This is a genomic window from Aquidulcibacter paucihalophilus, assembly GCF_002105465.1.
Classification (GTDB): domain Bacteria; phylum Pseudomonadota; class Alphaproteobacteria; order Caulobacterales; family Aquidulcibacteraceae; genus Aquidulcibacter; species Aquidulcibacter paucihalophilus.
The window spans coordinates 35,742-62,521 of record NZ_NCSQ01000069.1 but is presented as its reverse complement, the minus strand read 5'-3'; the positions used below and the strand labels follow the sequence as shown (position 1 = coordinate 62,521).

25 protein-coding genes are annotated in these 26,780 nt (G+C 56.0%); 16 read left to right on the top strand and 9 right to left on the bottom strand.

What is annotated here, in order from left to right; genetic code table 11:
* Window positions 1-73 precede the first annotated feature (73 nt).
* Window positions 74-1,735, bottom strand: coding sequence for an electron transfer flavoprotein-ubiquinone oxidoreductase (locus tag B7364_RS05735; protein WP_085338973.1), 1,662 nt, complete (start codon window positions 1,733-1,735; stop codon window positions 74-76).
* A 181-nt stretch (window positions 1,736-1,916) separates the two neighbouring features.
* On the opposite strand from B7364_RS05735, the gene B7364_RS05730 reads away from it, so the two are divergent.
* Window positions 1,917-2,780, top strand: a complete 864-nt coding sequence (locus B7364_RS05730) for a uracil-DNA glycosylase (RefSeq protein WP_085338972.1) — start codon at window positions 1,917-1,919, stop codon at window positions 2,778-2,780.
* 83 nt (window positions 2,781-2,863) lie between these two features.
* Window positions 2,864-4,720, top strand: a complete 1,857-nt coding sequence (locus B7364_RS05725) for a lytic transglycosylase domain-containing protein (RefSeq protein WP_085338971.1) — start codon at window positions 2,864-2,866, stop codon at window positions 4,718-4,720.
* Here B7364_RS05725 and B7364_RS05720 read toward each other — a convergent pair.
* On the bottom strand, window positions 4,706-5,299 hold the full coding sequence (locus B7364_RS05720) for a TIGR04282 family arsenosugar biosynthesis glycosyltransferase (protein WP_085338970.1): 594 nt from the start codon (window positions 5,297-5,299) through the stop codon (window positions 4,706-4,708). The genes B7364_RS05725 and B7364_RS05720 overlap by 15 nt on opposite strands.
* Entirely contained in the window at window positions 5,296-5,991 is a 696-nt protein-coding gene (locus tag B7364_RS05715; protein WP_085338969.1) for a TIGR04283 family arsenosugar biosynthesis glycosyltransferase, read from the bottom strand. The genes B7364_RS05720 and B7364_RS05715 overlap by 4 nt, the downstream gene beginning before the upstream one ends.
* Window positions 5,992-6,083: 92 nt before the next feature.
* Between B7364_RS05715 and ypfJ the strand changes: the two genes are divergently transcribed.
* A complete protein-coding gene (ypfJ, locus tag B7364_RS05710) occupies window positions 6,084-7,019 on the top strand; it encodes a KPN_02809 family neutral zinc metallopeptidase (RefSeq protein WP_085339021.1) in 936 nt (311 codons plus the stop codon).
* An 8-nt stretch (window positions 7,020-7,027) separates the two neighbouring features.
* Here ypfJ and B7364_RS05705 read toward each other — a convergent pair whose 3' ends face one another.
* Complete coding sequence (locus B7364_RS05705; RefSeq protein ID WP_085338968.1) at window positions 7,028-7,474, bottom strand: YcgN family cysteine cluster protein; 447 nt, start codon at window positions 7,472-7,474, stop codon at window positions 7,028-7,030.
* A 5-nt stretch (window positions 7,475-7,479) separates the two neighbouring features.
* Entirely contained in the window at window positions 7,480-8,733 is a 1,254-nt protein-coding gene (locus B7364_RS05700; RefSeq protein WP_085338967.1) for a class I SAM-dependent RNA methyltransferase, read from the bottom strand.
* Window positions 8,734-8,838: 105 nt separating this feature from the next.
* Here B7364_RS05700 and B7364_RS05695 point away from each other — a divergent pair, with 105 nt between their 5' ends.
* The 3 genes from B7364_RS05695 (at window position 8,839) to B7364_RS05685 (ending at window position 11,079) form a co-directional block, all read left to right on the top strand.
* Complete coding sequence (locus B7364_RS05695; protein WP_085338966.1) at window positions 8,839-9,435, top strand: glycine zipper 2TM domain-containing protein; 597 nt, start codon at window positions 8,839-8,841, stop codon at window positions 9,433-9,435.
* Between the two features lie 406 nt (window positions 9,436-9,841).
* Window positions 9,842-10,441: a hypothetical protein gene (locus B7364_RS05690; RefSeq protein ID WP_157893522.1), complete on the top strand. Its 600-nt coding sequence runs from the start codon at window positions 9,842-9,844 to the stop codon at window positions 10,439-10,441.
* 38 nt (window positions 10,442-10,479) lie between these two features.
* Window positions 10,480-11,079 carry a hypothetical protein gene (locus B7364_RS05685; RefSeq protein WP_085338964.1) on the top strand — a complete coding sequence of 200 codons (600 nt, stop codon included), beginning with the start codon at window positions 10,480-10,482 and terminating at the stop codon, window positions 11,077-11,079.
* On the opposite strand, the gene B7364_RS05680 is transcribed toward B7364_RS05685, so the two are convergent.
* Together B7364_RS05680 and B7364_RS05675 are read right to left on the bottom strand one after the other, a co-directional pair.
* Window positions 11,076-11,825 carry a TlyA family RNA methyltransferase gene (locus tag B7364_RS05680; protein WP_085338963.1) on the bottom strand — a complete coding sequence of 250 codons (750 nt, stop codon included), beginning with the start codon at window positions 11,823-11,825 and terminating at the stop codon, window positions 11,076-11,078. The genes B7364_RS05685 and B7364_RS05680 overlap by 4 nt on opposite strands.
* 113 nt (window positions 11,826-11,938) lie before the next feature.
* Window positions 11,939-13,477, bottom strand: a complete 1,539-nt coding sequence (locus tag B7364_RS05675) for an amino acid permease (RefSeq protein ID WP_085338962.1) — start codon at window positions 13,475-13,477, stop codon at window positions 11,939-11,941.
* Between the two features lie 233 nt (window positions 13,478-13,710).
* Between B7364_RS05675 and queF the strand changes: the two genes are divergently transcribed.
* The gene (queF, locus tag B7364_RS05670; protein WP_085338961.1) at window positions 13,711-14,178 is read left to right on the top strand and encodes a preQ(1) synthase; all 468 of its coding nucleotides are present in this window, start codon (window positions 13,711-13,713) and stop codon (window positions 14,176-14,178) included.
* Window positions 14,179-14,844, top strand: a complete 666-nt coding sequence (locus B7364_RS05665; RefSeq protein ID WP_085338960.1) for a M24 family metallopeptidase — start codon at window positions 14,179-14,181, stop codon at window positions 14,842-14,844.
* Here the strand turns inward: B7364_RS05665 and B7364_RS05660 are convergent.
* Window positions 14,841-15,455 (bottom strand): YdeI/OmpD-associated family protein, encoded by a 615-nt coding sequence (locus tag B7364_RS05660; protein ID WP_085338959.1) that lies wholly within the window; start codon window positions 15,453-15,455, stop codon window positions 14,841-14,843. The two genes, B7364_RS05665 and B7364_RS05660, sit on opposite strands and share 4 nt — an antisense overlap.
* A 125-nt stretch (window positions 15,456-15,580) precedes the next feature.
* On the opposite strand from B7364_RS05660, the gene fliQ reads away from it, so the two are divergent.
* From fliQ to recA, 5 genes are all read left to right on the top strand, one after another.
* Window positions 15,581-15,853 (top strand): flagellar biosynthesis protein FliQ, encoded by a 273-nt coding sequence (fliQ, locus tag B7364_RS05655; RefSeq protein ID WP_085338958.1) that lies wholly within the window; start codon window positions 15,581-15,583, stop codon window positions 15,851-15,853.
* A 12-nt stretch (window positions 15,854-15,865) separates the two neighbouring features.
* Window positions 15,866-16,615 carry a flagellar biosynthetic protein FliR gene (gene fliR / locus B7364_RS05650; protein WP_085338957.1) on the top strand — a complete coding sequence of 250 codons (750 nt, stop codon included), beginning with the start codon at window positions 15,866-15,868 and terminating at the stop codon, window positions 16,613-16,615.
* 9 nt (window positions 16,616-16,624) lie between these two features.
* Entirely contained in the window at window positions 16,625-17,728 is a 1,104-nt protein-coding gene (flhB, locus tag B7364_RS05645) for a flagellar biosynthesis protein FlhB (RefSeq protein WP_085338956.1), read from the top strand.
* Window positions 17,729-17,779: 51 nt separating this feature from the next.
* The gene (locus B7364_RS05640; protein ID WP_232780821.1) at window positions 17,780-19,666 is read left to right on the top strand and encodes a response regulator; all 1,887 of its coding nucleotides are present in this window, start codon (window positions 17,780-17,782) and stop codon (window positions 19,664-19,666) included.
* 228 nt (window positions 19,667-19,894) lie between these two features.
* Complete coding sequence (gene recA / locus B7364_RS05635; RefSeq protein WP_232780820.1) at window positions 19,895-20,935, top strand: recombinase RecA; 1,041 nt, start codon at window positions 19,895-19,897, stop codon at window positions 20,933-20,935.
* 136 nt (window positions 20,936-21,071) lie between these two features.
* Here recA and ubiG read toward each other — a convergent pair whose 3' ends face one another.
* Window positions 21,072-21,854, bottom strand: a complete 783-nt coding sequence (gene ubiG / locus B7364_RS05630; protein ID WP_085338954.1) for a bifunctional 2-polyprenyl-6-hydroxyphenol methylase/3-demethylubiquinol 3-O-methyltransferase UbiG — start codon at window positions 21,852-21,854, stop codon at window positions 21,072-21,074.
* Between the two features lie 150 nt (window positions 21,855-22,004).
* Here ubiG and B7364_RS05625 point away from each other — a divergent pair, with 150 nt between their 5' ends.
* The 3 genes from B7364_RS05625 to B7364_RS05615 all read left to right on the top strand — a co-directional run bounded on the left by B7364_RS05625 (window position 22,005) and on the right by B7364_RS05615 (window position 26,764).
* Complete coding sequence (locus B7364_RS05625; protein WP_085338953.1) at window positions 22,005-23,249, top strand: aspartate kinase; 1,245 nt, start codon at window positions 22,005-22,007, stop codon at window positions 23,247-23,249.
* A gap of 132 nt (window positions 23,250-23,381) precedes the next feature.
* Window positions 23,382-25,643 (top strand): phosphoenolpyruvate--protein phosphotransferase, encoded by a 2,262-nt coding sequence (gene ptsP / locus B7364_RS05620; protein ID WP_085338952.1) that lies wholly within the window; start codon window positions 23,382-23,384, stop codon window positions 25,641-25,643.
* A gap of 74 nt (window positions 25,644-25,717) precedes the next feature.
* Window positions 25,718-26,764 (top strand): helix-turn-helix domain-containing protein, encoded by a 1,047-nt coding sequence (locus B7364_RS05615; protein ID WP_085338951.1) that lies wholly within the window; start codon window positions 25,718-25,720, stop codon window positions 26,762-26,764.
* Window positions 26,765-26,780: the final 16 nt, after the last annotated feature.

The following is a 26,780-nucleotide window of genomic DNA, read 5'->3' as shown; positions in this document are numbered from 1 at the left end:
TGACCAAACAAGGGCTAGACTTAGGCCAGCCTGTGAAATGTGATCGCAATCCGCGCCTGTGTTCAGCCCCATCCTACATGTTTTGATAAATCGGCCCCTCCCCGCCTTGAGGCGTGGTCCATGTGATGTTCTGATTGGGGTCTTTAATATCGCAGGTTTTGCAATGGACGCAGTTCTGCGCATTGATTTGGAAGCGCTTTCCAGCCCCATCTTCAACCCACTCATAAACGCCTGCCGGGCAGTAGCGGTTGGAGGGCCCCGCGAAGACATCCAATTCACTCGACTTTTGCAGCGCCACGTCTGCCACTTTCAAATGAATTGGCTGGTTTTCCTCATGATTGGTGTTGGACAAAAAGACGGACGATAACTTATCGAAACTCACAACACCATCCGGTTTTGGATACTCAATCTTCGGGCATTGATCAGCAGGCAACAGGCTGGCGGCGTCGGTTTTGCCATGTTTTTGTGTGCCAAAGGGCGACCAACCGCCAAACAATGTGGTGCACCACATATCAATACCGCCGAGGCCAAGGCCGACGATCGTACCAAACTTTGAGAGAAGTGGCTTCACATTGCGCACGAGCTGAAGGTCCTTATGGACCCAGCTAGCCTCGTAAGCTGCTTGATACTCTTCCAACACATCGCCAGATCGACCGGCAGCAATGGCTGCTGCAACGGTTTCGGCGGCCAGCATGCCGGTCTTCATCGCATTATGACTGCCTTTGATGCGCGGCACGTTCACAAAGCCCGCTGAGCAGCCAATGAGCGCCCCGCCCGGGAATGGCAGTTTAGGCACAGATTGCAAGCCGCCTTCGGTGATGGCGCGCGCGCCATAGGACAAGCGCTTGCCGCCCTCAAAGGTTGGGCGGACATCTGGATGCTGCTTGAAGCGCTGGAACTCATCAAATGGGCTGAGCCATGGGTTCTTATAGTTTAGGTGCACCACATAGCCGACTGAAACCAGATTATCGCCCCAGTGATAGAGGAATGAGCCCCCGCCGGTGTTCCAATCCAAAGGCCAGCCAAAGGCATGTTGCACAAGACCGGGCTTATGCTTCTCGGGCGCGACTTGCCAAACTTCCTTTAAGCCAATGCCATATTTTTGCGGCTCTTTGCCGTCATCAAGACCATATTTGGCGATGATTTTCTTGGCCAATGAACCACGGACACCTTCCCCGATCAGGGTATATTTGGCGAAAATATTGATGCCGGGGGTAAAGTCCGGCCCCATTTCGCCTTCGCGCGTGATGCCCATATCGCCCACTTGCACGCCTTTGACCGCACCCGCCTCATCATAGACAACTTCGGCAGCTGCAAAGCCTGGGTAGATTTCCACGCCCAATTCCTCGGCCTTGGTGCCCAGCCAACGGCAAACATGGCCCAAAGAGCCAATGAAATTGCCATGATTATTCATGAGGGGTGGCATAATGAAATTGGGCAGAGGCAAACCACCCGCTTGCCCCAATAGCTTCAGCTCGTCTTTTTCGACTTGTGTGGTCAAAGGCCGATCTGGCGCATCGCGCCATTCTGGCAAAAGCTCGTCCAAAGCCTTTGGGTCGACAACAACGCCCGAGAGAATATGCGCCCCAACTTCGCCGCCTTTTTCTAGCACCGCGACAGCCAAGTCTTCATTGAGCTGTTTCAAACGGATCGCAGCTGCCAAACCCGCTGGTCCAGCCCCGATAATCAGGACGTCATATTCCATCGATTCACGCTCAATCGCGTCAAAAGCCATCGTCACTCCCCTTTTCGCCTCGGCCCTACATGGATCAGTTAGACTGTTATCGCATGAGGACAAATTTCAGATTGCCTTTGTCATCAGCCTTACGAATGCTTATCGAGGTCTTAAAGGACGAAGGTCAAGACCAGTTAGGCGCCCAAACCGCCGCAAAATCTGCGATAGGAATGCTGAAGGCATGCATGTACGCCCAAGTTTAACTGTAGAAGCCGCCGCCCAAGCCTTGGCACAGTGGTGGGAACTGGCAGGACTCGAGCCGCATGATTTGGGTCCCGCCTTGCGGGCACGTACCCAGGCTTTTCAGCGTCAAGCCAATGCCCCCCCCGCTCCAGAGACAAAAATCACGCCCGCGCGCGTCACAAACGCCAAAAAACCAGTCGATGCGCTTGCTGAAGCTCAACGGCTGGCCCAATCCTGCTCGAGTTTAGACGCGCTCTATAAAGCTTTGGAGAGCTTTGATGGCTGCGGGCTAAAGGCCAATGCACGCACCACCGTTTTTGCCGGCGGTAGGGTTGGTGCCGATATCATGGTGATCGGGGAAACTGCCGTTCGCGAAGATGATGAACTCGGCAAGCCGTTTCAGGGTCCAGAGGGGGAATTACTCACGAAAATGTTAGCCAGTATCGGGCTTGCACTGCAGCAAGATTGTTATCTGACCTGCCTTATACCTTGGCGTCCACCCGGCAATCGCAATCCAACCGCCGAGGAAGTCGCCTTATGCCGCCCCTTCTTGATACGGCATATCGAGCTTGCGGCCCCCAAAGCGGTACTTATGGTGGGCGGTCTGACCGGACAAACGCTTCTCAACACGTCCGATGGCATTATGAAATTGCGTACCCGGTCGTTTGAATATCGCCTTGGGCTGGAGGCCACAAAACCATCGATCTATGCCCAATGTCTTATTTCGCCAGCCTATCTGTTGAACAGGCCGCGCGACAAAGCGCTTGCCTGGCAAGATTTGTTAAGATTTGAACAGGAAATCTCAGCTTTGGGCGTTGCCACCAAGGGCAGAAACGAGGCAAAAGGCGTCAATTCTGCCTGAAATGCTCGGTAAGTCGGGCGAGGGCGTCATGGACCTCTGACCAAAAAGGTTAGGGCAAGTAGGCAAGTTGGTTTGGTAAGCTTATGGATTTCCAGCGCTTATCAAGCACTTCGGCGAAGGGCCTAGATGGTTTGACCCAAAGTGACGTGACACAAATTGGCGGACTTAAGCGCGCTTTCGTGAGGCCCATTCTGGTTGCTAGCTGCCTCGGCTTTGCTTGTTTATCGACGGCAGCCTTCGCGCAGACGACTGCACCGCCTGTCGCATTGCGCGGCACAGTTGCCGGCCCAGATATCCTCAGCAGCAGTGATGAAGCCAATTATCGCAAGGCCTTTGCGGCAGCTACCGCTCATCAAAAAGCTGTTCTTGAGGCTGTCTTGCCATCCATTTCCGATGGCACCCTGAAGCCGCATGTGGAACGCGCACGCTTAATCTCACCAGCAGCACCGCCCGATCTGCCCGCGATGGCCGCTTGGCTCGAGCGCTGGGGTGATGTTGCTGGGGCGAGCGCCGTGTATGAGCGCGCTCAAGCGGCACAAGAAGATGCCATTCAAGCAGCCCGTATCATGGGGGTAGTCCCGACGCCCTTCCGCCTGAAGCGGCCCGACCCCGTGCCGACCCGCCGCTCCATGGGAGTCGTGCGTGAACCAAGCTTTATTCCTGTTCCCATTGGTCAAGGCGCAACGCGCGCACATCGTGCACAGATTGATACCTTGGCCGCGCGCTTTTATGTCGGCGATGATGAAACAGCGCTTGCCATGGCACGAGAAGCGGTAACTGGCCCGCAATCAGGCCAAGCTGGTTGGATTGGCGGACTTGCAGCTTATCGCTTAGGTGATTTTGCAACCGCCCAAACCATGTTTACGGCAGCTGCCAATTGGAACGCGAGTGACGATTGGGCGCGCTCTGCGGGGGCATTTTGGGCCGCACGTGCCTCTGAAAAGCTGGGTGATAAGGGCAGGACGCAATCATTCTTGGAGCAAGCAGCTTCCAATCCATTGACCTTTTATGGGCAATTGGCGCTGGCGCGGCTCGGGCGCTGGGATACATTGCGAATTCCTCAAGCCCAAGATGAGAGGGATCGCGCAGCGCGATTGATGCGCACCGATCCAGGGGTACGCCGTGCGGCGGCCTTAAAAGAGGTGGGTCGCCTTTCGGATGCAGAGGCTGAGCTTTTCAATAGTTGGAGCCGGGCGCGGGCCGAGGACGATTTAGGCTATCTGGCCGTGGCTCGTAGCTTGAACTTGGACCCCGTAGCCGAAAGGATCGCGCAGTCCTCATCCGCAGCAGCATTGGCAGCCCTCTACCCTGTCCCCGACCAATTCCGCCCTGTGGGTGGCGAATTTGTGCTTGACCGCGCGGTTGTACTGGCCGTGATGCGTCAAGAATCGAAATTTGACACAGATGCAAAATCCTATGCTGGCGCTCGGGGTTTGATGCAGGTTATGCCGCGAACGGCCGCTTGGATGACGGGCCGTCGGGATTTGGCAAGCAATCCGCGCTTGCTCAACGATACCACATTGAATGTCACTCTGGGCGAAGCCTATCTGGAAAAAATGATGGCGATGGGCGTGGTGTCAAACTGTCTGACCCGCACGTTCATGGCCTATAATGCCGGACCAGGAAATGTGACCCGTTGGAGTGCGAGTGTTAAGGGTGCCGAAGACACCTTGATGTTCATGGAAGCAGCTCCCAATGGCCAAGCCCGCGTCTATGCAGAGCGTGTGATGAGCAATATGTGGATTTATCATCGCCGTTTTGGCCAGCGCGCACCAAGCCTCGAAAAGCTGGCCCGTGGCCTTCCGCCAACTTATGAGCCGCAAGATAACCCACGTCTGGCCAGCGCCAATGTGCGTTTGGGTTCAATCACGCCAGGTGGTGCAACCGGTGCTACGGGGTCTGCCGGTTTGGCGAGCACTGGGGTCCTATCTTTGCGTTGAACGCTTTAGACTGGCGGCATCGTCTATATCCTCAAGCTCGCGCAGAAACACAACCCGCCATTGCGCGGGCAGACACGCTAATGTGTCGGCAAGCGTGTGCGGACTGGACCAGCGGACAGGCGCAAGCTGCGCCCGGCGCGCTGCGCGTGGTGCCATGCCAATCAGCCAATAACCGCCATCGGTTGCAGGCCCCAGCACGACGTCTGCGTGCGTTAAGGCCCTAAAGGCTGCCACTAAATCTGACCGTTTCAAATCAGGCAAATCTGACCCAATGATACAGACTGGCGCGCGACTAAACCGGATTAAGCCCCGCGCCATGCGCTGTCCTAAATCGCCTTGCCCTTGCCCAACCCGGCGCAAATTTGCGGGCCAAACACCGGGAAATGATGCAGCAAGATCCTGTTGGGGCGCGACCGCCAATAAGGTTTCCCAGCGGCTTGAGCGGGCGACGCGGCACGTCAGGGCATCCAAACGCCGTTTCGTGCGCCAGGCGGCAACCATCCCAACCCCACGCGCCAAGCGCGTCTTTGCAAGGCCCATTCGCGGTGACTTGGCGAAGATAAGAAGTTTCGGCCTCACCGATACCACCCTTTGAGCCGATCAGGTGAAACCCCGCACAGATAGGCAGCCAAAAGCGACAGATTGCGCAAGGGTATATACCACCATCCGCTACGTCGATATCGCTCCGCGCTGGTTTCAACTCTGGCATTGAGGGGAGTAAGTCGCGACTTACCGAGTTTTTTCACCAAGGCGACATCTTCCATCAGGGCAAGTTCTGGATAGCCACCCACCGCCTCATACAGGCTACGCGATATCAGAAGCCCTTGATCTCCATAAGGAAGGCCGAGGAGGCTGGCGCGCCAATTGGCCCAGAAAGCAATGCGCTTCGCAGACCGCTCTTGGCCATCAAACTGTAATCGAAAATATGCGGCTTGGTCTGGTCCATGAGCCAGATGGGCTTCACAGGCGCCAATCCAGCCTTCTAAGGGGATTGAATCGCCATGAAGAAACAAGAGCCAGTCTCCCTTGGCGGCCTTGGCCCCCGCGGCTAGCTGTCGCCCCCTACCCCGGCCCTCGGGTCCTAATTGTAGAACATGGCACCCCATATCGAGGGCAAGCTCCGCACTTTGGTCGGTTGAGCCTGCGTCCACAACGACCACATCGCGAATGAGGCCTGCCCCCAGCCCTGCCACTAAGCTCGCTAAGCAATCAGCCAATCTGGGCATGGCATTCAGGGTTGGGATGACAATGGAGAGCGGGGCAGCAGTCATGCTCGCACTAGAAGGGCTTGCGCGAGCCGGTTGCAAGAGGGTTAAGTGTAAGCCGCCTCGAAATGGGGTCGAGTGAGCAGAAAGGGCACGCCATGCGTTTGGATGACATCCGCCGATCGAGCAATATTGAAGATCGTCGTGGCGGGGGCGGTAGTGGCAACTTTGGCGGCGGGGGTGGCCCACGGCTTCCATTGCGGGGCCGCGGAGGCCTCGCCATGATTGTCATTGTCTTGCTGCTGGTCTTTTTTGGTGGGGGCGACACTTTAGGCACCTTCATGTCGATTTTGGGTGCCAGCTCTGGATCTGCAAGCCAATCAGGAGGTTTTCAAGCTGAGACGGGTCAACCAAACGGTCTCGACCAAAAAGCCAATTCAAGCCGAAGCGAAGCTGTGACCGCAGACCGTGTGGCGGCGGTATTGGGCTCAACTGAAGACTTCTGGACCCGTTATTTTGCCAAGAATGGGGCCACTTACACCCCAGCAACCTTGGTTTTGTTTAACGGCCAAACCAGCTCGCCCTGCGGGGCGGCCAGCGCCTCGACTGGCCCCTTTTACTGCCCGGGTGACAGAAAAATCTACTTAGACATAAGCTTCTTTGAAGAAATGGACCGGGGGCTGGGGGCTAAAGGCGATTTCGCCCAAGCCTATGTGATCGCTCATGAAGTTGCCCACCATGTCCAAGATGTCACGGGAATCCTGCCCCAAGCCAACCGCGCGATGCGTCAACAAGGGCAAAGCAAGGGCGCGGACTCCATGGCGGTTCGAACCGAGCTTCAAGCCGACTGCTATGCCGGCCTCTGGGCAGCCCAGTCCAATATTACCCAAGCCCTCGAGCCCGGTGACTTTGAAGAGGCGCTGGGAGCTGCCAGTGCTGTTGGCGATGACCGCCTGCAAAAGCGCGCGCAAGGCTTTGCGGTGCCCGATAGCTTCACCCATGGCACAAGCGCGCAACGCGTGGCTTGGTTTAAGAAGGGATTTGAAAGCCGCGATACACGCGCTTGCGACACCTTCGCCGCACGTGATCTCTAGCAAAGGCTTTAGGCGGTTTCTTCGCCGGGCCAGATTTTGATACGCCGGACCAAATGGCGAACTTTAACCTTCCCTTCTGGAACTGTCTGGTTCTGAACGCTCATACCTGCCTTATGCACACTGTCGGAGTCCCCACTGACCAAGGGATGCCAATCAAACAGGGGCTTGCCTTCTTGCACCAGCCGATAAGCGCAGGTCATGGGCAGCCATGTGAGCTCTCCCAAGGTCTGAGGCGTTAACTTCACACAATCAGGTACGCGGGTCTTACGCTCGGCGTAATTGCTACAGCGGCACGAACCTGAATCAAACAGCTTACAATGCACGTCGGTTGTGTGGATGTCGCCCGTATCTTCATCTTCTAGTCGGATCAGGCAGCATTTGCCGCAGCCATCGCACAGACTTTCCCACTGGGCCTCGGTCATATCGGTGAGTTTGGTGTCGATCCAGAAGGGCATGTGGGCTACCGCACAAATTTGGCCGCAATTTCGACATGCGGCGTGAAGCGAAATTGATCAAAGGTCTCTATTTCCGCAAGGCGATAGCCACCGTCGATCAAAATACGGGCATCGCGGGCAAAGCTGGCTGGATCGCACGAGATCGCCACCACCAGATCAATTTTGGATCGTGCAATCTGGGCGCTTTGGGCTTCCGCCCCCGCCCGTGGTGGATCAAAAACAATGGCGTCTAGCCCTTTCATCTCCAAAGGCGCGAGAGGTGCCCGAAACAAGTCACGGGCCTCAGCAGTCAATGTTTTTCCCCCCGCTAGACCGTCAGAAGCCTTCTTCATCGCGGCCACTGCTTGCACGTCAGATTCAATGGCACGCACTTGGGCCTTTTCCTTCAGCCGCAGCCCAAAGGTGCCAATTCCAGCAAACAGGTCGGCAACATGCTTCCGGCCTTCAGTCCACTTCAGCACGTGGGCTGCCAAAGCCTCTTCACCAGCACGCGTCGCCTGCAAAAATGCCCCAGCGGGCAATTCGACAATCGCTTGACCCATTTTTACGCGTGGAGTGACCCGGGTTAATGCTGTCTGGCCGTGAAGTGTCAGTCGTCCAATGTCTGCCGCTTCTGCAAGGGATGCCAAACGTTCGAGCCCTTTACGTTCAAACTTATCAATCCTGCCGGCATTGCGTACATCGACATCAAGACCCACTGGGGTCTCCGTAACCAGGAGATCAATTGTTTCCTGTTTGGGCGCAAGCGCTTCTGCAAGGATTGCTAAGCGGGGAATGGCAGCATTGAAGCCCGGCGTTAAAACGGGGCATGCGCTGATCGGCGCAATCTGATGGGTTTTGGCTTGGGTAAAGCCAAACAAAAAACGTGGGCCTGCTTGCTTGCCATGAAAAGTTGCCCGTCTGCGCCCGTGCCCCCAAGCTGGCTGGGTTGGCGGTAGGGTTATGTCGATACCAACGCGTTGCAATGCCCGCTCAACCAAACCCGCCTTCCACGCCAGATAGGGTCCTTCCGCCCAATGCTGCAGGGAACAGCCGCCACAGATACCAAAGTGGCCACAAACCACCTCGACCCGCTCTTTCGAAGGCTGCAAGACTTTGACCAAAGTTGCCCGATCGCCGCGTTGGTTTGCTTCGACTTGTTCGCCTGGCAAGGTGAAAGGCACATGGACCGCACGGTCCTGATCACGCGAAACACCATGGCCGCGTGCACCTATATGCTCAATGTTGAGCGTGAGAGTTTCCTGAATGCTTTTGTTCATATCTGCTCATGCGCCGTTCAGGGAGGATGTTGCAAGTTAGCTTTCACAGAAGGCCTGCACCTGCCCCCTCTATCTCATGGGTCTTCTCTGTAAAGGAGCATCGTGATGCGTACATTGATTTTCTCAAGCTTGGCTGCCGCGCTGGCCCTTTCAGCCCCCGCCATGGCTTCTGCCCAAACCTATGACAACAGCTATCCCACCTATGGATCGATCCCCCAAGACTGCCAACAAAGCCTGAACAATAATCGTTTGGCCGGTGGTGCCATTGGTGCGGTTGCTGGCGCGGTTTTGGGTAAGCAATTGGCTGGACGTAATGCGCGCAAAGAAGGCACAGTTCTGGGTGCGGTTGTCGGTGCGGTTGCTGGCTCGCAAATCGCCAAGGGCCGCGTTACGTGCGACGATCCCGTCTATCGCGGTTATGAGCCTAACCAGCGCCCTGCGCGCAAGGAAGGCTATCAGAACAACGGCTATCAAGACTATGGCTATTCGCGCGACGATCGCTTTGTCGACTATCGTTCTGGCCGTCGCGACCACCGCCGCGATCATGATCGCGCCTACCAAGCCACCTACACCCCACCTGTCGCAAGCCGCCAAGAATGCGGTTGGGGTGAAGCCGCTTTGCGTCGTCCAGACGGTCTTTATGAGCGTCAGCAAGTTTGGATGTGCCGTGATAACCGCGGCGAATGGCAAGTGGTCAACTAAAGCCAGAGCCCAACGCTTTGCCGCCCCCCTCTTCACAGGGGGGCGGCTTTGTCGTGCCAATTCGACTTCCATAGATCGAAGCTATGCCTGTGTTTTCTTTTCCCTGTTTTGGTGAAGAACAGCGCAAAATGGTGAAGAGTTTGGCATAGTGAACCGAAGTGACGAAAGAATTTCGTCGAGATTTGATTCGAACGTCCCAGAAAAGGACTTGAATATGCGCGGTGTTTTACTTGGTGTGGCACTTTCGGGCTTGTTAGCGGCCCCGGCCTTTGCTCAATGTGTTTACATGACCTGTCCCGGCGCTTCGGGTTCAAGCGCGATAGGCAGTAGCAGTAGCAGCAGCAGTTCAAATGCGTCGTCCTCCACATCAACCGTGTCGCAGCATGAAGTCAGACAAAATGTGACCGTGGCACCGGCTACAACCGAAACTTTTGTGCGCGAAGAGGTCGTGCGTGAACCAAAAGCCCATGGCGGACATCACGCAGCCCATCACCAACACACGCAGAAAGCCTATCGAGACGGTTACCGTGATGGCTATCGCGATGGCTATCATGATCGCGGCAAACCAAAGGCCCGCGCCACAAAGGCCCGGACACGTGGTACCACGTCCCAGTCAAATCACCGTCGTCCCCAGCCAAAACCGAAGCGCGCTCAGACCACGCACACCCATTCTTCCGCCTGGGTGCGTGAGAGCCGGCCCCATGTTGACCCAATCAAGGACCGTGCAAGCAGCTATGAAGCTGCCGCCCATGGCTCATCGATTGCTTTGGTGCAAGAAAGCAGCGCATCGAGCAGTTCGTCCTGGTCATCTTCTTCCTCGATAAGCAGTTGGTCGAGCCAGGGGGGTATGTCGTCTTGGCCTGCGCCTGCCGCGACGATGCAACAGGGCGGCATGATTTGTGGTTGGAGTATCCAGACCGTAACGACGCCAGATGGGCAGACCTTGCCGCCGCAACAAACCTGGGTCTGCCAATGCCCGCAAGGCTGGCGTCCACCCGGCTATTGATCGCCACACATTGATTTTTGACTTCCTCGGAGACGACAATGCGCCAAGCCATCCACCCGATTCTGATTGCAACCCTATGTGCGACCGCCATTTTCGGAGTGACTCCCGCTGTAGCCCATGGCGATCCAGAGCGCGCCGCTATGCCGCGCGCCATGGGACAGCCAGAAGCCTTTTCGGGTTCCTGTGCTGAGGCCAAATCCGGTGCGCGGGCAGCCGGTGGCGTAATTGGGTCTGTTGGTGGGGGGATTGCAGGCAAAGCTCTGGCGGCCGCAGCCGTTCAGCCTGAGGGAATCCTAGTCGGCGCTGTGGTCGGGGCCTTTGTGGGATCACAAATTGGTGGTGCCAACGTCACCTGCCCAACCGATCTTTCTGAGGATCAAGACCTGCGCCCGCATGCGCCTCGACTGACGCCACCTGAACCGCGTGTGCAGCGCGTCGTTGGTGGGGATTGGTATCAGCCCTCGCCACATTCCTATTATGGTCGAGAGCGGCGTGGGCCTCTCTATGCCGCCCCAGCCGATGTTCCCCGGCCGGCGCACGTGCCGCGCGCGTCCTATGTCGGCACCCAGCCGGTTCCAATGACAGGCGGCTTGCATCCTGGCAGCTTCCCGCCGCCCTGCATGGTTTGCACGCGCTAAAGCGTCTGTGCGGCCACGCGTCGCGCATGTAACAGATATTCCCGATTGCCATCGCCCCCGGCAATCGGGCTTTCAATCACACCCAAAACCTTGAAGCCACACAGGCCGTCTAATTCTTGGCGAACTTCCTCAGCAATGATTGCGGCTATGGCTGGATCGACGAGGCCGCGCTTGCCAACGCGTGCAGGCCCTGCTTGAAACTGCGGCTTTACCAGCGCCACGAGGTCGGCGCTTGGTGCGACAAGGGCGAGAACAGAAGGCAAGACTTTCTCCAACCCGATAAAGCTCACATCCACCACGACAAGGTCAGGCACAGGCTCGCCCAAATCGGCAGAGCTTAACGTGCGAGCGTCAGTCCCTTCAAGCGATGTAATGGCGGGATTACCCCGCAGGCTGGCGTCCAACTGATCCCGCCCGACATCAACCGCGACAACATGGGCTGCACCGCGGCTCAGCAGCACTTGGGTAAAACCTCCTGTGGATGCCCCGATATCCAAGGCATAGCGACCGGTCGCCATCACACCAAATGCGTCCAAAGCGGCGATTAACTTCAGCCCAGCCCGCGACACCCAATGATAAGCCAGTTGGGCCGTTAGCGGGCAGTCTGGCTCTAGAAGTTCTGAAGGTTTTACGATGACGCGGTCCCCAGAGCGAACCAAACCGCCCTCAATGGCTTCCCGCGCCTTGGCGCGGGTGGCGATCAATCCACGGGCCACCAGTAACAAATCTGCTCTCATGCGTTCCATGGCCAAGGGCCTATCCTGCGCAGCCTGGTTTGACCACCCCGGGCACGCATGCCCCTCAACTGAAAACGGCGGACCCGAAGGCCCGCCGCAGAGGTTTCACCTAGGCGGAGATCCTAGTCGAGTTTGTGGGGCAATTCGTTTGCGGGAGGCTCATGACCCGTCACGAATTCACCTTTGGCAAGCTTGGAGTTCCACATCCCATAGAGGAAATAGACTGCTGTGGCGCCGACTAGGAAGATAAAGAAGAAGTGCAAAACGCGCTGTTCTACCGTGAAGATCAAAGCCCCGCACGACAAAATGCCGAAGATTGGCAAAATGGGGTACAGGGGGACCTTGAAACCTCGCGGCAGGTCTGGACGCGCCTGACGCAACCAAATTACCGAGACGCAGACGATGGCAAAGGCGGCCAAGGTTCCAACCGAAGTCACATCGCCCAAGACGTTGATGTCGAACAAGCCGGCCGCAAATGCCACAATGATACCAACCACAATCGTGTTGATCCAAGGGGTTTGGAACTTGGGATGCACGCGTGAGAAGATCTTTGGCAGGAGGCCATCGCGGGCCATCGCGTAGAAGATCCGGGTTTGGCCATACATCAGAACCAAGATCACCGAGGTCAGACCAATGATCGCACCAGCCTTAATGGTCATGGCGAACCAAGCCCATTGTGGACCCATAGAATCCACAGCTACGGCCACCGGATCAGGCACGTTCAATTCCTTGTAATTGACTAGCAAGGTCAAAACGGCTGCCACCAGCATGTAGAGGATCGTACAGACCAGCAAGGACCCAATGATGCCGATTGGCATGTCTTTTTTCGGGTTTTTCGCTTCCTGGCCAGCGGTCGAAACCGCTTCAAAGCCGATATAAGCAAAGAAGACGATAGAGGCAGCGCGGAAGACACCTTCCCACCCGAACTTGCCCTCACCTTCATTTTCCGGGATGAACGGCACCCAATTCTTTGACAATTCCGGTAAGTGGGTCAGGACTTTATAGCCGCCGATCAGAATGAATGCCACGATCACCGTGACCTTGATCGCCACAATGATGTTGTTGACTTGGCTGGATTCAGAAATCCCGATGGTCAATAAGCAGGCCAGAATCAAGGTCACCAAAAAGGCTGGGACGTTGAATATGGTGGTCAAAGTCGTGCCATCTTTTAAAGTCGTCACATGGTTCATAGGACCGGTGAATTCTGGCGGTATGATAAGGCCAAAGTCTCCCAGAAGACTGACAACATAGCCTGACCACCCCACCGCCACGACAGAGGCCGCAAGCCCATATTCCAGCAACAAGAGCGCGCCCATGATCCAGGCAGCAAATTCGCCCAAGGTCGTGTAGGAATAGGTATAAGCAGAGCCTGAAACCGGCAAAGTTGAAGACAATTCTGCATAGCAAAGACCGGCACAGGCACAGACGAGACCTGCGACGACGAAGGACAACATCACAGCAGGGCCTGCGTGCAAGGCAGCCGCATTACCCGTCCGAACAAAGATACCGGCCCCGATGATGCAACCAATTCCCAAAAGAACCAAATTGATAGGACCCAAGGTCCGCTTCAACTCACTCTTTTCGTTCTCGCTCATGATTTGAGCGACAGACTTACGCGCGAAAATTCGACTAAGTCCGGTCGCCGGTTTGGTTTCAGCCATTCAACCCCCCTTAAACAGGTTTCTGTGGGTGCGACACTTTTGGGTCGCTTTCACCCCCGTGACCTCACGCTAGTGCCCTCTGCCCAGATTGGCAACAAAACAACGTGCTAATCATCGCCTCTGCTGCACTCTTGCTCGGTTTGAAGCACAATTTGGCACAGTTGCGGAGTAATGATGTATGCGGCGTGCAGTGACGAGGTGCACGAAGTTCGATTTAGCGCTACATGAGCCCTATGAGCAATTCTTCTATTTATGAGGGTCTGGGCACCCTCGGCCAAGACGTTCGTGGTTATGCTTCTCCCGAAGAGGCTATACTGGAGCGCGTCGCCAATCCCCATTCAGGTACCGCCTATCTCGCGCGCTTCGTGGCGCCCGAGTTTACAAGCCTATGCCCTGTCACGGGACAACCCGACTTTGCGCATTTGGTTATCGATTATGTGCCTGGCGACTGGTTGGTGGAAAGCAAAAGTCTGAAGCTGTTTCTCACAAGCTTCCGTAACCATGGGGCATTCCACGAAGATTGCACCGTGGCAATCGGCAAACGCTTGGTTGAGCTATTGGCCCCAACTTGGTTGCGGATCGGGGGCTATTGGTACCCGCGCGGTGGCATTCCTATTGACGTCTTTTATGCGACGGGGCCCGTGCCAGAGGGCGTCTGGATTCCAGACCAAGGCGTGCCGCCCTATCGTGGGCGCGGCTAAGTGACTGGCTTGCTCGATCCCCGCGAAGCTAATCACGCCCATTTCAGCTTGGAATTGCAAGAAGCGGCGCAGGCACGGGCTTGGGAGACCTTGGCCCGCGCCGCAGCTATGATCGAGCCCGGCATGAATGATCTCGACGGCAAAGCCATTGTCGATCAAGCCATTCTCGATAGTGGCGCTGAAAGACTGTGGCATGCAAGCCAAGTGCGCTTTGGCCCCAATACGCTTTTGCCCTTTGGCCAAGCACCAGCCACGCCCCATGTTTTGGAGGCGGATGATATCTTTTTCCTCGATATCGGCCCTTGCTATGACGGCCATGAAGGCGACGTCGGTTCAGCGTTCACCTTAGGCCAAGTTCCCGCCTTTCACAGCCTGATCGAAGATTCTAAAGCGGTGTTTGCAGCGGTAAAGGCCCATTGGGCCGAAACTGGAGCCAATGGGCTAGAGCTTTATGACTTTGCCAAGACAGAAGCTGCCAAGCGCGGCCGGACCTTGGCACTCGAAGGGGCGTCAGGTCACCGGATCGGTGCCTTCCCGCACCGTGTCCATCACAGCGGTAAACTGAAGGCTTTTGGTAAGACGCCTTCACCTGCTTGTTGGATCCTTGAAATTCATCTTATCGATCCGACCTTGAAGGTCGGTGCTTTCTATGAGGACATGCTTTAGGCCGTCTCTGGCCCGATTGCGCCAGCGATCCTATTGCGGCCATCCGGGAAGTTAGCCTTTAGGCCTTTGCCGGCAAGCTGAGCGGTGCGCTCCACCCGCTCTGCCCGTGTTTCTGGGCGTTTCGCAGAACCAATCCACTCCAAAATACCGCGCCGGCTAGAGGCCGCCATCAAGTTCCAATTCTCCATGGCAAAGGCTGTTGCCGCCAAAGCGGATTTGAGGTCGTCTGGCTCAATCAAGGCATCGACTTCATTCAAACGGTCCCATGCGCCACTTGCTTTGGCTTGTTCAATCATGGAAAGCCCACTTGGGGTGATCAATCCCTGCTCTAGAAGTTTTTCGACCCGCCGTTTGTTCACAGCAGACCACGAACTGGACACGCGCCGAGGCGACAACAGCAACATCGTTCTGTCTTTATCCAGTTTAGAAACTCGAGAATCAATCCAGCCGAAACAAATGGCCTCTTCAACAATATCATCATAGCTGACGCTTGGGCCTTTGCCCTTTTTGAAGGTTACAAGCCAAATACTCTTGCCAACGGCCGCGGCATTTTCAGACAGCCAGGCGCGCAGCTCTGCCCGACTTCTTACTTCAACTTTTTCAAAATCCATCACTTCTACCGCCGGAAATCAGCCCAGAATCGCATTTATCAAGACTTTGTTAACCATGCCAAGCCATCCCATACGGGGCGAAACTAGAATTGGTTTGAACACGCCCTGAGTCGGAGAAGCTGACGATGAACGCCCCAGAAGTCCTCGATGTTGCCCGTGATGCAATCTGGCTGACGATCGCAATGTCGGCACCGGTCATGCTGGTTGGCTTGGCTGTGGGTTTGGTTATCGGGCTGTTGCAGGCCTTAACGCAGATCCAAGAACAGACCCTTGTCTTTGTTCCTAAAATCCTTGCGATCTTTGCGGCGCTTCTTTTATTTCTGCCCTTGATGGGCGGGATGCTGGGCGAATTTATGACGCAGATGATGACTAAAGTTGCGTCAAGCGGCGCGGGCTAAAGGGCCCCGCGGATGGAACTCCTGCCCCAGACAGTATGGGTAATTGGTCTCGTCTTTGCGCGCGTTGGCGCGCTGATGATGCTTGCACCGGGTATTGGTGACCAATTTGTGCCGACGCGTGCACGCTTGATGGTCGCCCTTTTCATTGCCTTTACCTTGGCACCCGTGGTTTCTAGCAAAATTGAACCCTTGCCGTCGGATATTTCTTTGATGTTTCTGGCCATCGGCAAGGAAATCCTAATCGGTCTGTCATTGGGGCTTACCACGCGCATTTTGTTTTCCGCTTTGGCCACGGCGGGGGCGATCGCAGGCATGCAGACAGGCCTAGGCATGGCGATGGCGTTTGACCCATCCCAGCAGCAACAAGGGGCGGTGTTCGGCACCTTTTTGGCGCTATTGGGGACAGCGCTCGTGTTTCAAAGCGATGTCCATCACCTTTTCATTTCAGGGGCAGCAAAGAGTTTTGAGAACTTCTTGCCGGGCGGACCTTTGCCCTTAGGCGACATCGCGCAATTTAGTCTACGCGCCTTCAGCCAAGCCTTTTCCTTGGCGATTCAAATCACCGCGCCCCTATTGCTGTTTGGCATCGTCATCAATGTCGCTTTGGGCATCATCAACCGCGTTGCGCCTGCCATCCAAGTTTTCTTCATTGCCCAACCGGTCCAAGTGTTGTTGGGCATCATGCTGTTTGCGATCACTGCAGGTGCCGGTATGTTGGTATGGCTTGAAGCCATCGCCGCCGCTGGTCGGTCTTTGAATTGAGGCCGCCCGATGGAAGAAGATGAATCCCAAAAAACCGAAGCCCCCAGTCAGTACAAACTGGATGAGGCACGAAAAAAGGGCGACGTACCCAAATCGCAAGACATTGCAACTTTGTTTGTCTTAACAGCGGGCGTTGCGGTTCTTTTGACCCTGGGCCTGCACAGCGCCCATGATCTGACCCGCTACATGACAATTTTCATCGAACGGCCAGAGCAATTTGCGGTCGATAGCGGCGCGCTGCAGCGACTCAGCCTAGATGTCGGCGGGCGCCTCGCCATTCTTATGAGCGCAACGGTAGGTGCCATTTTCATTGCGGGCCTTGCCGGACATCTGGTGCAATCAGGCTTCTTATTCACCGGCGAAAAAATGAAGCCGAAGCTTGAGAAAATCTCGCCCATAGCCGGCTTCAAGCGCTTATTCGGGGCTGAAGCCCTTTTGACCTTCGCCAAGACCGTGGTGAAATTGATCATTATTTGCTGGGTTGCTTACGCGATCTTGGCCCCCCATGCCAAGGAAATGCAAATCTTGGTGGCGATGGAGCCGGCGGCTTTGATGCCCGTTCTCGTCAAGATTCTTTTGGAGCTGTGTTTTGCGCTGATCGGCATTATCGCGGTCGCATCGGTTGCTGATTATGCAATCCAGCGTTTTTCCTGGATCAAGCGTAACCGCATGAGCAAGCAGGAGCAAAAGGACGAGTATAAGAAGCTAGAAGGTGATCCGCAGATCAAAATGAAGCTGCGTCAGATCCGGATGCAACGCGGGCGCAATCGCATGATGGCAAAAGTGCCAGAAGCAACCGTGATTATCACCAACCCAACCCACTATGCTGTCGCCTTACTCTATGTGGCAGGCGAAACCCCAGCGCCTGTGTGTGTGGCCAAAGGCGTCGATAATCTAGCTTTGAAAATTCGCGAAATCGCCACCGAGTCCGATGTGCCGATTATCGAAGATCCGCCCTTGGCACGTGCTCTCTATGCGAGTGTTGATCTCGAAGAGACGATCCCGGCTGAACATTATCAAGCTGTAGCAAAAATCATTGGAGTGATTTTGGGTGTAGCCGCGCGGCGCAAATCAGGTGATTCTCTCCAGAGTCGAGTCCAAAACGCCGCATAGGTGCATCTTTGGACCGGTTTGGGGCGCAGAAGCATGGCTGGACTATTGAAGATGTTTTCCCGGTCGGAGTCGCACGACTGGCTGGCAAGTATGGATGGGCCTGCTGCCCTCTTCACACGCTCTGGGCGCTTCCTCGCCGCCAATGCTGCATACGACGCCCTGTATCGACCGGTCTCAATTGATCCCCTCCTGATGAGCTTGTTGGATCAGGCCTGCGCTTTTCGGGCGTCTAAAGCGGTTCGCCGTGCGTTGAGCTTAGATGAAACCCAAGGCGACATGCGGGTCCGGGTGAGTGCGATTGGCGAGCATGCTTTGGTCCGCCTGACAAAGATCGAAAACCCCGCACAGCCCCAAGCACCAGCACAAGATGGGGCCGCTTCGGTTTCCCAAGCCGCTCTTGCCGTCCAAACAACCTCGTCTCTGTTAACAGGCCTTGCACGCCTGATTGCCGAAGCGCCGGTCGGCTTTGCCCGTTTGGACCGACGCGACGCGCGCCACGCAATTATTCAAGAAGCCAATCCGGCCTTCATCCGGATTGCTGGTGCCGGCAAAGGGGCAAAGCTGTCTGAACTTGTTGCCCCTGCCCATGTCGATGATCTGGACCGCCTCGAAGTGGGTGGGCAACGTGCCATCGAACTGGATATGGCCACGACCGGCGGTCAGACCTGCGAAGGCTGGCTCTTGGAAGACGAAAATGATGGTGCTGCTCTTCTCTTGGTTGACGTCTCAACCCGGCGGGAGATGGAACACCGCCTGGCCCAGACCAGCAAGATGCAGGCGGTTGGCCAAATTGCCGGTGGCGTCGCCCACGAGCTCAATAACTTCCTTTTGGTGATCACGCTGAATTGCGATGCCTTATTGGCGCGCCATCCAGTGGGTGACCCCAGCTATGGCGAATTGCAGAGCATTCAAAACACCAGCGCGCGGGCGGCGGAACTGGTCAAAATGCTGTTGGCCTACGCTCGCAAACAGACTTTCCGGCGTGACGTTCTCGATGTTGGAGCGGTTTTGACCGAGTTTGCCGTTTTGATGCGGCAAGTCTTGGACGAACGGATCGTCTTTGAAATTACCCATGGCCGTGACCTTCCCAATGTGCGTGCCGATAAGCAACAGCTTGAAACTGTGTTTATGAACTTAGTTACCAATGCTCGCGATGCGGTCTTGATGTCTGGCAAGGGTAAGGGCTCGGTTACCGTGCGCACAAAACGCGCAACCACCCAAGACGTGCGCGCCGCACTCAAGGGCCTCTCCATCGCCGATATTGAAAATTGCGATTGGGCGATGATTTCGGTGACCGACACTGGCACGGGTATGAGCCAAGATATTGCCACAAAAATCTTTGAACCCTTCTTCACGACCAAGGAACAAGGCAAAGGCACGGGCATTGGCCTTGCCACTGTCTATGGCATCATCAAACAGTCGGACGGCTTTATCGCCCTCGACTCAGTGGAAAATGAGGGTACGACTTTCCATGTCTTCTTGCCTGCCACGACTGCCGACGAAGTCAGCGACGACTTGCCCCAAGCCCAAGCCCAAATCGCTGAAGCCCGGCCGATGGATTTGGCTGGACGCGGACGGATCTTGCTTGTTGAAGATGAAGAGGGTGTTCGCAATATCGCGACCCGTCTTCTGACCCAACGCGGCTATCATGTGACCTCCGCTGGTGACGGGGAAGAAGCACTCGAAATTCTGGAAAACGACCCCAATAGCTTTGACCTCGTCTTATCCGACGTGGTCATGCCCGGTCTTGACGGGCCAGGTCTTCTGAAGGCCGCTAAGCCCTATTTGGGCCACGCCCGTATCGTGTTTATGTCTGGCTATGCTGAGCAAGACTTTGCACAGACCCTGGAAGATGAACGCTCCATCTCCTTCTTGCCAAAGCCATTTACGCTGGCACAATTGGCAGAACGGGTCAAAACAGAACTTGCAGCGGCTTGATACGTCAAAATCGGTCGTATAAATTATAAAAAAGTAGATTAATCCACTTTGTTCCACTTGTGTTCTAAGAACATATCAGATACAAACCCCTCATGATGTGACAAGGTCTGGTTTGCACACAGCTCCACTGAGCCCATTGTGCCGATGCAGGCGGGAATCGTGAAAAGGGGTTCAAAGATGGCTACTCAGGCTTCAAATGCAGCGCTTCGCTTGGTGGAAAAAAACGATATGGACAAAGAAAAAGCACTCGAATCGGCCCTGTCCCAGATTGAGCGTGCCTTTGGCAAAGGCTCGATCATGCGTTTGGGGGAACAAGGCGCAGCTGTAGAAATTGAATCGGTTTCGACGGGCTCTTTGGGTCTCGATATTGCCCTCGGGATTGGTGGGCTGCCTCGCGGCCGGATCATCGAAATCTATGGACCTGAAAGCTCGGGTAAGACCACATTGGCGCTGCACTGTATTGCCGAAGCCCAAAAGAGTGGCGGGGTTTGCGCCTTTGTTGACGCCGAACATGCACTCGACCCCATTTATGCCCGCAAGCTCGGGGTAGATTTGAGTGATCTGTTGATCTCGCAGCCAGACACGGGCGAACAAGCCCTTGAAATCACCGATACCTTGGTGCGTTCTGGTGCGGTCGACGTTTTGGTGATCGACTCGGTTGCGGCCTTGACGCCCAAGGCTGAGATCGAAGGGGACATGGGCGATAGCCTGCCCGGTCTACAAGCCCGTTTGATGAGCCAAGCGTTGCGCAAATTGACCGGCTCAATCTCGCGCTCCAAAACTTTGGTGATCTTCATCAACCAGATCCGGATGAAAATCGGCGTAATGTTCGGCAATCCAGAAACCACAACTGGCGGTAATGCGCTGAAATTCTATGCCTCGGTCCGTCTGGACATCCGCCGGATCGGCCAGATCAAGGACAAGGAAGATGTGGTGGGCAATGTCACCCGCGTCAAAGTGGTTAAAAACAAAGTCGCCCCGCCATTCAAACAAGTTGAGTTTGATATTCTGTACGGTGAAGGCATCTCCAAGCAGGGCGAATTGATTGATCTGGGCGTGAAAGCTGGGATCGTTGAGAAATCCGGCTCGTGGTATTCTTACGACAGCACGCGGATCGGCCAAGGCAAAGACAATGCCCGCGCTTTCTTGAAGGCAAATCCTGAAATGGCCGCTGAGATTGAGCATAAAGTGCGCCAAAACGCGGGTATTCTGGCCGAAGTCTTGGCGGGTGATCCTGTTTCTGATGATGGCGACATGGACGACATGTAGAGCAGGGTGAAGGGTAGTTTTCACCCTTCATCCTCAAGAATCGACAGACGGCAAATGCCGCACGGTGAGAACAGGACCAAGCCCCAAGGCTCTGGTCCTGTTTTCGTCTTGGGTCGGTCACCTATCAACAAGGGCGTCAGGCCGCTTTGCGTACCACAATCATATAATTCATGCTGGTATCTGCCCCTAAAGACCAGCGGTCCATCAAGGGGTTGTAATTGACACCGATTGGCTGATCGAGGGTCAAGCCCGCTTCGGGTTTTAGGGCCGCTTGAATTTCAGAAGGTTTGACGAGCTTGTCATAGTCATGCGTGCCCGGCGGCAACCAACGCAAGATTCGTTCGGCCCCTATGATGGCGAGCGCCAACGCTTTTGGGGTGCGGTTAATGGTCGCGATAAACATCAATCCGCCTGGTGCCACTAAGTGGGCAGTATTCTTTAGAAAAGCTGCTGCATCGGCCACATGCTCTACCACTTCCATATTGAGCACGATGTCAAAAGGGCCCTCGCCTGCCGCCAACAAGCCTTCGGCTGTGCCATGACGATAGTCAATTTCAAGGCCCATTTGGGCTGCATGAGTCATGGCGGTCTTGATATTGGGCTCGGTCGCATCCACCCCAGTAACCTTGGCCCCTAGGCGCGTCATTGGCTCACTCAACAGCCCGCCGCCACAGCCAATATCTAAAAGTTTCAGTCCTTTAAGTGGCATTTCAGCGCCGGGGGTCAACCCGAAATGCGCTTCGGCTGTTTCGCGAATAAACCGCAGCCGCGTGGGGTTGAACTTGTGCAACGGGCGGAATTTGCCATGGGGGTTCCACCAGTCTTCAGCCATAGCTGCAAATTTGGCCACTTCAGCCGGATCGATCGAGGGCGAGCGTGGCGGCATCTCCAGTGTCGCGTCTTGGCTGGCTTTCGGCATTGGGTTCAACTCACCTGTATGACAGTTTGCAACATGTAAAAGGATTGACCTTAAGACTTCATAGAGCGAAGAGCGCGCGCGTCGAGAGCCATCGTCTGTTTGTAACAGCAGATTTCTGCGTCTAATGGCATAGCTGAGGAGCAAGGAAGCATGTCGCGTCTGGTGATGAAGTTTGGTGGAACCTCTGTAGGAGACGTCGAACGTATCCGTCGCGTTGCGCGTTTGGTCAGTGCCGAGCGTGAAGCCGGGCGCGGGATCGCCGTGGTGGTTTCGGCCATGTCGGGCGAGACCAATCGCTTGGTCGAACTTTCCCGCCAAGCCGGCGAAGGCCTGCCGCCCGAACTATTCGACGATGAATATGATGTGGTGGTGGCGACCGGCGAACAGGTGACGACCGGCCTTTTGGCCCTGGCTCTACGCAGCATGGGTATCCCTGCCCGGTCCTGGCAAGGCTGGCAAATCCGCGTGGCCTCGAGCTCAACTCACGGCTCCGCCCGCATTTCCGACATTGATGCCGATGAAGTAGCTGCAGCGATTGATTCCGGCGAAGTCGCCGTCATCCCGGGCTTCCAAGGCGTGACCGAAGAAGACCGGATTACGACGTTGGGTCGGGGCGGGTCAGACACGTCTGCTGTCGCCGTAGCCGCAGCCCTAAAGGCAGAGCGGTGCGACATTTATACCGATGTCGACGGGGTCTATACAACGGATCCCCGCATGGTGCCTAAGGCCCAACGCCTTGAAAAAATCTCCTATGAGGAAATGCTAGAAATGGCCTCGCTTGGGGCAAAAGTCTTGCAAACGCGGTCGGTAGAACTGGCTATGGCCAAACGTGTGCCCGTTCGCGTCTTGTCGAGTTTTGTTGAACCCGGTGAACCTAACCCTGGAACTTTGGTCTGTGATGAGGATGAAATTGTGGAAAAGCAAATCGTGTCGGGCATTGCCTATTCGCGCGACGAAGCCAAAGTGTCGCTGAAGGCTTTGCAGGATCACCCCGGCGTCGCGGCCGATATTTTTGGCCGCTTGGCCGAAGCCAACATCAATGTGGACATGATCGTCCAAGCTCCGTCCCGCACCGAAGGCGCGGTCAATATGACCTTTACCGTCCCCGAGCGTGAAGCCGATCGCGCCATGGCGCTGATGAGTGCTGCCCAAGAGCAAATTGGCTTTGAGCAAGTGGAAGTCAAAAAGGACGTCTCGAAAGTCTCTGTAATCGGTGTTGGCATGCGCTCGCATGTCGGCGTTGCCCGTATCATGTTTGATGCCCTGTCAAAAAAGGGGATCAATATTGAAAATATCGCGACGTCCGAGATCAAAATCTCGGTTCTGATTGATAGCTCCTATACAGAATTAGCGGTCCGGGCTCTGCATACGGCCTATGGGCTCGACGCTGCCTAAGTTTTGTGCAGCTTGCAGCAAAAAATGCTGTCGCTTTGAAGGACAGTTTATCCCTTCTCTTGTATGAGGAAGGTGACTTATGGTGTGGTCCTGCCCGTGCGGGTGCCACACCGCACCGTTTCGAGGAAGTGAATGAGCCCTGTTTCTTCTGGCAATGCGGGGGGGTCACGCGTTCTATTGCGTCGCCTGCGCGATGTCATGGTACAGGACGTCGACACCCAAACCCGCTTAGACCGGATCGTCGCGCAGATTGGCACGACGATGGTGGCAGACGTGTGCTCAATTTATCTCCGTCGCTCAGATGGGTCGCTGGAGCTGTTTGCGACCGAAGGCTTGTCGCGTGATGCGATCCACCGCACGCGGATGAAGGCCGGCGAAGGCCTTGTCGGCCTTGTTGCCGAAGGGGTCGAGCCGATCAGTCTGGCCGATGCGCCAAAGCATCCCCGCTTTTCTTACCGCCCTGAAACTGGGGAAGACCCGTTCCAATCCTTCATGGGGGTGCCAGTTCTTCGCAGTGGCCGGGTTGTTGGGGTATTGGTTGTCCAGAACCGCTATGCGCGCACCTACGAAGATGATGAAATTGAAGCGCTCCAACTGATCGCTACGGTTTTGGCCGAAATCGTCTCGGTTGAAGACCTGACTGGGGCCTTATCAGAATTTCAGATCAAGCCCACCGCTCCAGAAACCTTGAAGGGCAAAGCCTATTCGCGTGGTCTCGCCTCTGGACAGGCGCTGCTACACGACCCAGACGTTGAGCCAACGCGCTATTTGTCCGACGATCCCGTTGCAGAAGAACAAAGGCTCGATGAAGGTCTGGCCAAATTGCGCTCGGGCCTGGAAGCGCTCTTAGCGGGGGATGTGCAGACCCTTGGGGGCACCTCCTTCGAAGTATTGGAGACCTTTCATCTGCTAAGCCAAGACCGCTCGTGGGAACGCCGGTTACGCGATGGGGTCAGAAACGGCCTGACGGCAGAGGCTTCTGTCGAGCAAGTGCGGTCTGAGCACCGCGCCCGCATGACAAGTGCCAAAGACGGCTATATTCGCGACCGCCTGCATGATTTGGAAGAACTGGATAATCGCCTGCTGCGCTATTTGTCGGGCGATGCCGGTGATCGCAAGGAGGCACCCGAGGATTCCATTCTGGTTGCCCGCGACATCGGCCCAGCCGAGCTGCTCGAATATGGTCGTGGCCGCATCAAAGCGATCCTGCTGGAAGAAGGATCCCCCTCCTCTCATGCTGCCATCGTTGCCAAGGCGATGGGCGTGCCAATGCTGGGCCAATTGCCCAATTTGCTCTCCCGCGTCGAAGCAGGTGACACCATTATTGTGGATGGCAATGAAGCCCAAGCCTATCTGCGCCCAGATAGAATGGTCTCCCAAGCTTTGCATAGCCGGTTTGAAGCCCAAAGTGCCGAGCAGCAATTGTTTGCCGCCTCAAAAGATTTGCCGAGCCAAACATTGGACGGACGAACAATCCACTTATTGCTGAATGCGGGTCTGGCCATTGATTTAGAGCAATTGGAAACAACCGGGGCCAGTGGGGTGGGCCTCTATCGCACGGAATTCCAATTCATGATTGCAGACTCGCTGCCCCGCCTTGACGCCCAGACCGCACTTTATACCGAAGCGCTCGACCTTGCCAAAGGCCGACCGGTCACCTTCCGGACCTTGGACCTCGGTGGCGATAAGGTTGCCGCCTATATGCCGACAGAGCGGGAAGAAAACCCGGCTATGGGTTGGCGTGCCGTGCGCATGGGTCTCGATCGGCCTGGTCTCTCGCGCTACCAATTGCGCGCCCTTGTTCGGGCTGCCGAAGGCCGGCTTTTGCGCGTTATGTTCCCGCTTGTGGCCGTGGTGGATGAGTTCCATCGCGCGCGGGAATTGTTGGAAAAAGAACTGGCTTGGGCGCGCGCCAATGGCCGGCTTGGTCCAAGTCGTGTTGAAGCAGGCGCCATGATTGAGGCCCCCGCCTTGGCTTGGGATACCGCCTCAATTGCCGAACATGCCGATTTCTTGTCGATCGGCACCAACGACCTGATGCAATTCTTTTTTGCCGCGGATCGAGGCACCGCGAAAGTCGCCGACCGCTATGACATTCTCTCGCGGCCAGCACTCACCTTCCTGAAGCATATTCGCGACAGCGCAGGCCAAACCCCGATCTCCATTTGTGGTGAGCATGCCGGCCGCCCTCTTGAAGCGATGGCGATGATTGGTTTGGGCTTTACGCGCCTTTCGATGCCCGCAGCGGGAATCGGTCCGGTCAAACGGATGCTGATGTCCCTCAATGGGGAAGAATTCTCCAAAACCTTGATGTCTTTGTTGCTCAAAGGCGACGGGCACCTCCGCAATGCACTGAAAGACTATGCAAAAACACACAAGGTTATAGTAAACTGACACGAAATCGCGCTAAGGATTTCTAAACTAAATGCCCGCAGTGTGGTGCGGTGTAGAGATTAAGGATTGACACGATGAGTCCGGCAGAGGCCGCACGCACGTTAGACGCAGCCAAGACGCTCCATGCAGGGCGCGCGCATTTGCGTCTGGTGGGCTCTGTAGACAATCCAGATGCGGATGGTCCTGGCGCTCGTTTGCAAGCTGCCCGCCGCGATCAAGAGCTATCCATTCATCAAGTGGCCGGTGCCCTTAAGCTTAAGCCAGAGCAGGTCGCCGCCATTGAGTCGATGCAATTCCAGAAGCTACCCGGCCTTGGCTATGCGCTGGGCTATGTGCGTGCCTATGGTGAGCTTTTGGGCCTGGTCGATTGCGATGGTTTGGTGAGTGAGTTCCGCGATGCGTGGGAACCCGTCCAACGCCGACGCGAGTCTGAAATTGCAACCCAACCTTCAAAATTTGTTGCCCCAGTCGGTGCAGTTGTCGCTTTGGCGCTGTTGGGTTGGTTAATCGTGTGGGCAAGCTTGCATGCGATTAAGCCACAACCGGTTGATGTCGTTACCCCGCCCGACGAGACGATCAAGGCGTGGGCCGAAGCGCAACCCAAGGGGCCCGTCCAAGCCACGGCCGATGTGCAACCCTTATCGACTTTGAAGGCCTTGCAAGACGTGCGCATTACGCTGCGGGGTGAAGACGGTGCCTTGGTGACAGATCGCATCCTGCGCAAGGATGAGAGTATTTCCACCGATGGGCTTGGACGCTGGTTCGTCTCGGCACCATTTGGGGGCGTGCTGGAAGCCAGCGGCTATGGTGAGACGGCGATTGTTGGTGAAGCCGGGATCAAAGTCGTCAATTGGCGCGTACCTGATTTTGAAGCGATTGCAACGGCCAAAGCGAAAGCCGAAGCTGAAGCCGCTGCAGCCTTAGCTGCTGAAGAGGCTGCCAAACTTGCGGCAAAACTGGCGAAGGATCAGCCCGCCGCAAACCAAACGATTCCTGCAGACGGGGTAGCACCTGCCAGCGCGACACCTGGACCGACAGGTGCGACAACTTCATCGGTCGTAGCGCCTCCAGCGGCACTAGCACCTGCTCCGGCAAAGGCCGCAGCCCCTGCCGCCCAATAGCCAGCCGCACAGGCTC

Coding starts and splice junctions, on each gene's coding strand:
- B7364_RS05735 (WP_085338973.1), bottom strand. CDS start 1,735: ATGGCTTTTGACGCGATTGAGCGTGAATCGATGGAATATGACGTCCTG.
- B7364_RS05730 (WP_085338972.1), top strand. CDS start 1,917: ATGCATGTACGCCCAAGTTTAACTGTAGAAGCCGCCGCCCAAGCCTTG.
- B7364_RS05725 (WP_085338971.1), top strand. CDS start 2,864: ATGGATTTCCAGCGCTTATCAAGCACTTCGGCGAAGGGCCTAGATGGT.
- B7364_RS05715 (WP_085338969.1), bottom strand. CDS start 5,991: ATGACTGCTGCCCCGCTCTCCATTGTCATCCCAACCCTGAATGCCATG.
- ypfJ (WP_085339021.1), top strand. CDS start 6,084: ATGCGTTTGGATGACATCCGCCGATCGAGCAATATTGAAGATCGTCGT.
- B7364_RS05705 (WP_085338968.1), bottom strand. CDS start 7,474: ATGCCCTTCTGGATCGACACCAAACTCACCGATATGACCGAGGCCCAG.
- B7364_RS05700 (WP_085338967.1), bottom strand. CDS start 8,733: ATGAACAAAAGCATTCAGGAAACTCTCACGCTCAACATTGAGCATATA.
- B7364_RS05695 (WP_085338966.1), top strand. CDS start 8,839: ATGCGTACATTGATTTTCTCAAGCTTGGCTGCCGCGCTGGCCCTTTCA.
- B7364_RS05685 (WP_085338964.1), top strand. CDS start 10,480: ATGCGCCAAGCCATCCACCCGATTCTGATTGCAACCCTATGTGCGACC.
- B7364_RS05680 (WP_085338963.1), bottom strand. CDS start 11,825: ATGGAACGCATGAGAGCAGATTTGTTACTGGTGGCCCGTGGATTGATC.
- B7364_RS05675 (WP_085338962.1), bottom strand. CDS start 13,477: ATGGCTGAAACCAAACCGGCGACCGGACTTAGTCGAATTTTCGCGCGT.
- queF (WP_085338961.1), top strand. CDS start 13,711: ATGAGCAATTCTTCTATTTATGAGGGTCTGGGCACCCTCGGCCAAGAC.
- B7364_RS05660 (WP_085338959.1), bottom strand. CDS start 15,455: ATGGATTTTGAAAAAGTTGAAGTAAGAAGTCGGGCAGAGCTGCGCGCC.
- fliQ (WP_085338958.1), top strand. CDS start 15,581: ATGAACGCCCCAGAAGTCCTCGATGTTGCCCGTGATGCAATCTGGCTG.
- fliR (WP_085338957.1), top strand. CDS start 15,866: ATGGAACTCCTGCCCCAGACAGTATGGGTAATTGGTCTCGTCTTTGCG.
- flhB (WP_085338956.1), top strand. CDS start 16,625: ATGGAAGAAGATGAATCCCAAAAAACCGAAGCCCCCAGTCAGTACAAA.
- B7364_RS05640 (WP_232780821.1), top strand. CDS start 17,780: ATGTTTTCCCGGTCGGAGTCGCACGACTGGCTGGCAAGTATGGATGGG.
- recA (WP_232780820.1), top strand. CDS start 19,895: ATGGACAAAGAAAAAGCACTCGAATCGGCCCTGTCCCAGATTGAGCGT.
- ubiG (WP_085338954.1), bottom strand. CDS start 21,854: ATGCCGAAAGCCAGCCAAGACGCGACACTGGAGATGCCGCCACGCTCG.
- B7364_RS05625 (WP_085338953.1), top strand. CDS start 22,005: ATGTCGCGTCTGGTGATGAAGTTTGGTGGAACCTCTGTAGGAGACGTC.
- ptsP (WP_085338952.1), top strand. CDS start 23,382: ATGAGCCCTGTTTCTTCTGGCAATGCGGGGGGGTCACGCGTTCTATTG.
- B7364_RS05615 (WP_085338951.1), top strand. CDS start 25,718: ATGAGTCCGGCAGAGGCCGCACGCACGTTAGACGCAGCCAAGACGCTC.